Genomic DNA, 3385 nt, shown 5'->3' on the forward strand with positions numbered 1-3385 from the left:
CCGGATGCTCATCCGCCGCGCCACCCCGCTCTACCGTTGGGACAGCCGCCCCACCACCAAGAGGCTCAAGTAACGCCTATTGCCGGGCACTCTTATGCCGTGCTCCCGCTCGAATTGCGCCACGCTGGATTCCGCGGCCGGTGGGTCGAGCAGGTAGCGGTGTCGTACCGCACCGAATCGCCGGTGGCCGGGGTCGGCTTCGGGCAGTGCCCGCAGTCGTTCGTGCACCTCCGTCACGTTCCACATGGGCCGATCGTGGCACGGGGCCGGTCTTTCCGTCGCCGGATTTCGGGACGGCCTGCCCCCCGCGCAGTCTGCCGTCCGGGGCGCCCCGTTGAAGGGCGCATTCGGAGAACCACGGTTCGACAGCCAAGGGCGGGGCGGCCACCACGGGGAGGCATGCGCCGTCCCTCCCCGGCCGCCCGCCGAGGGCCTACCGGCCGACCGCGTGGGATCCGGGTGCCTCGCCGATCCGGTGTGCCTGTCGGCGACACCCGCGGGCACGGAGGACGCAGGATCGTGACGACCCTCAGTTCCAGTACGCCGTAATGGTGCCGTCGGCGTTGACTTCCTCGCGCACCGTCTCGGCGTAGTGCTTCCAGACGGGTATCTCCGTGTCGGCGGCCGCCCGGAGCCACTCGGTGAAGGAGGCGCGGGTGCGAGCGGGGATGTCCCCGTGCACGCCTTCGGAGTACGAGCAGACCTCGGGGTCGGGACCGGTGCCGCGCAGGAACTCGAACTGGTAGCCCTGGTGCATGAAGAAGACGCGGTCGGTGGGCTCGAAGCGGAAGGGCGAGTCGTTCTCTTCGAGCAGCTCGCGGGCGGCTGTCCCCAGGCCGAGGCATTGCGGGTGGTAGACGTCGCTCCCCTGCATGAAGCGCCCGGCGCCACCACCGATCAGGGAGAGGAACTCCCGGTAGGCGTCCGCCATCGGTGCCCGCTGGTCGCGTTCGACCTCCAGGATCATCTCGACCGGCAGGCCCCGCAGTTGGCCGGGGCGGGCCGTGGTGCCGTCGGTGATCGCGTGGACGACGGCGCGGACCCGCTGCGCCGGTGTCAGCCCGTCGGCGTCGTCCCATGAGGCCGGCCACCGCTCCTTTTGCGGGGGCACCTGTGGATCCTTGTCCCGGCGTCGCCTCGACCACATTTGGCACCCCCGGTTGTCCGTGACCTAAGCGTAAGTGCTCCGGTACGACGCAAGCAGCCCGGCGAGGAGCCCGAGGGCACGCCCCGGCCGAACGGGTCCGGAAGTCGCCGCGACGCGCGAACCTCCGCCCTGCGCCGCGGTGTTCGGAGCGCCGGGCGGCAGCTGTCCGATCGATTCGTGGCCGTTACGGTCGCAGCGCGGGTGGGGACGCGAATGCCGGGTTGCGGACTCGGCCGTGCAAGTGGTGCGGGGCGGCGCCATCGTTCGGTTCGCGGCCGGTCGGCGTACGGCCCGCGGGAGTCCCGGTGCCCCGGACGTGCGTACCGTGGCGTCCGCCCGGCCCCACCACGGGGCCGCCGGGAGCGAGGAGACGGGTCATGGCCGGAAGAACCGCGGCCGAGTGGTGGGCGCTGCTGCCGGCGGGCATCCGCCAAGAGGCCGACGGGTACGTCCTGCAGGACGCCGTCCTGCGGGCGGTCCGCGTCGTCTTCAAGGCCGGCCGTGCCCGCGGGATGGGACTCGGCGACGCCCAGTTGGTGGTGGGAGAGCGTTACGACCACCAAGGCGACGCGATCGCCCGCACCCCCGACAGTCCGCTCGACCTGGAGTCGCTGTCCGCCTACGCCGCCGGACTCCCCGGCCGCATCGTCGCGATCGAGGCCGTGTGGGACGGCGACACCGTGCACGACTGGTTCGTGATCCTGCTGGCGCTCACCACCGACCCCGCGGGCGAGCACGCGCTCGCCACGATCCACTGGGGCGCGGCCGTGCGCTACCTGGGCGAGGAGCGGCCCGCGAGCCCGTCCCACCCGGCGGCCGCGGCGGCCCTGAGGGCCGGCGGAGCTCTGGCCGCCCGCCTCTCGGTTCCGTTCCATTTCGCGAGTCCGGACGAACCCGACGACGAGGCCCCCCGCCTGCGGCCCTGAACGGCGACAGCCCGAACCCGTCCGTCACCCGCGGTCACCGGCACCGCTCGGCCCTTCCGGCATCTCCGGATGAGAGGTACGAAAAAGGTAGGAAAGTGGTTGAACGCGGCACTCGGACGCCGCGTACCTCCTGGAAAGGGAGGAGGGATCTCCGTGTGACGTCTTGTGACCGCACCGATACGCGGCGGAAGAGGGTTCCCCATGCACTACATAGCTGAGCGACTGCGCGTTCCTCCGCAATCCGCGGAAGCCGCCGTCCCGGCGCGGCCGCCGGTGAGCGCCGGCGACTGCGGTCTGTTGCTGATCCGGCTCACGTTCGGTGTCGTGATGGCGGGGCACGGGCTCCAGAAGCTCTTCGGGTGGTTCGACGGCCAGGGGCTCGCCGGCACCGCCAAGGGCTTCGAGATGCTGGGCTACTCGCCCGGGAAGGTCTTCGCCGCCATATGCGGGGCCTCCGAGTTCCTGGGCGGTGTGGGTCTGGCGCTGGGGCTGTTCACCCCACTCGCGGCGGCGGCCCTGATCGGCGTGATGATCAACGCCATGGCGACCGTGGCGGGCGCGCACGGACTCTGGGAGCAGCAGGGCGGCATCGAGTACAACCTGGGCATCACGGTCGTCGCCCTCGGCGTGGCCGCCATCGGTCCCGGGAGGCTCGCGCTGGACCGGTTCTTCCGCTGGGGGAGCGGTGGCTGGGCCGAAGCCGCTCTCGCGCTGGGGCTGGGCGGCGTGGGCGCCGCCATCGTCCTGAGTCTCTGAGCCGGTTCTCCGCCGGCGGCACACGCGCACGGCCCCGGGACGCGGGGGAGTGGCCCGGGGTCGCGGGCTGTTCCGGCCGTGTCGGCCCGGTCCGGTCGCGCCGTCCCGGCCGGACGGCTCCCGACGGGTCTGCCGGCGGGCGGGCGATGCCGCGATCTCACCCCATCGAGTGACGGGGTGGGGCAGGCGGAGAAAATCGAACATGTGATTGAATTCGGTGCATGGCCAACACCGTGTTCCCGCCCGACCTGGTGCAGGCGCAGCGCGAATGGCAGCGCACCTACGCGCGACTCGCCGCGGAGCCGGCGCACGCGGCGATCCTGCGACGGCGCCTGCTCTGGCTCTCCTGCCGGCTGTTCTGGCACCCGTACTGGCGCACCGCCCAGGGCCGCTCGCCCGCCGCGCGAGTGGAGCTGCGGCGCCAGGCGCGCGCGGCTCAGAACCCGAGGTCGGACAGACCTGGGTGATCGTCGGGCCGCCGCCCCGGCGGCCAGTGGTACGCGCGGTCCGACTCGGCGATGGGGAGGTCGTTGATGCAGGCCAGCCGTACGCGCAT

4 protein-coding genes and 1 pseudogene are annotated in these 3385 nt (G+C 72.3%); 3 read left to right on the forward strand and 2 right to left on the reverse strand.

All coding sequences use genetic code 11. The annotated features are described in order from the left end of the window. Window positions 1-529: 529 nt before the first annotated feature. Window positions 530-1111 (reverse strand): SMI1/KNR4 family protein, encoded by a 582-nt coding sequence (locus tag AB0F62_RS42580; RefSeq protein WP_361812246.1) that lies wholly within the window; start codon window positions 1109-1111, stop codon window positions 530-532. Between the two features lie 413 nt (window positions 1112-1524). Here AB0F62_RS42580 and AB0F62_RS42585 point away from each other — a divergent pair, with 413 nt between their 5' ends. The 3 genes from AB0F62_RS42585 to AB0F62_RS42595 all read left to right on the forward strand — a co-directional run bounded on the left by AB0F62_RS42585 (window position 1525) and on the right by AB0F62_RS42595 (window position 3296). After that, the gene (locus AB0F62_RS42585; RefSeq protein WP_361812249.1) at window positions 1525-2073 is read left to right on the forward strand and encodes a hypothetical protein; all 549 of its coding nucleotides are present in this window, start codon (window positions 1525-1527) and stop codon (window positions 2071-2073) included. Between the two features lie 201 nt (window positions 2074-2274). Further along, window positions 2275-2829, forward strand: a complete 555-nt coding sequence (locus AB0F62_RS42590; protein WP_361812252.1) for a DoxX family protein — start codon at window positions 2275-2277, stop codon at window positions 2827-2829. A gap of 221 nt (window positions 2830-3050) precedes the next feature. After that, window positions 3051-3296: a hypothetical protein gene (locus AB0F62_RS42595; protein ID WP_361812255.1), complete on the forward strand. Its 246-nt coding sequence runs from the start codon at window positions 3051-3053 to the stop codon at window positions 3294-3296. Here the strand turns inward: AB0F62_RS42595 and AB0F62_RS42600 are convergent. After that, window positions 3266-3385, reverse strand: a pseudogene (locus AB0F62_RS42600) (DUF1348 domain-containing protein); the annotation flags it as partial. The gene AB0F62_RS42595 and the pseudogene AB0F62_RS42600 overlap by 31 nt on opposite strands.

This window comes from Streptomyces sp. NPDC026673 (genome assembly GCF_040638135.1).
In the GTDB taxonomy this organism is placed as follows: Bacteria; Actinomycetota; Actinomycetes; order Streptomycetales; family Streptomycetaceae; genus Actinacidiphila.

Excerpts from the sequence above, each read along its gene's own strand:
- AB0F62_RS42595 (WP_361812255.1), top strand. The coding sequence starts at position 3,051 with ATGGCCAACACCGTGTTCCCGCCCGACCTGGTGCAGGCGCAGCGCGAA.
- AB0F62_RS42590 (WP_361812252.1), top strand. The coding sequence starts at position 2,275 with ATGCACTACATAGCTGAGCGACTGCGCGTTCCTCCGCAATCCGCGGAA.
- AB0F62_RS42585 (WP_361812249.1), top strand. The coding sequence starts at position 1,525 with ATGGCCGGAAGAACCGCGGCCGAGTGGTGGGCGCTGCTGCCGGCGGGC.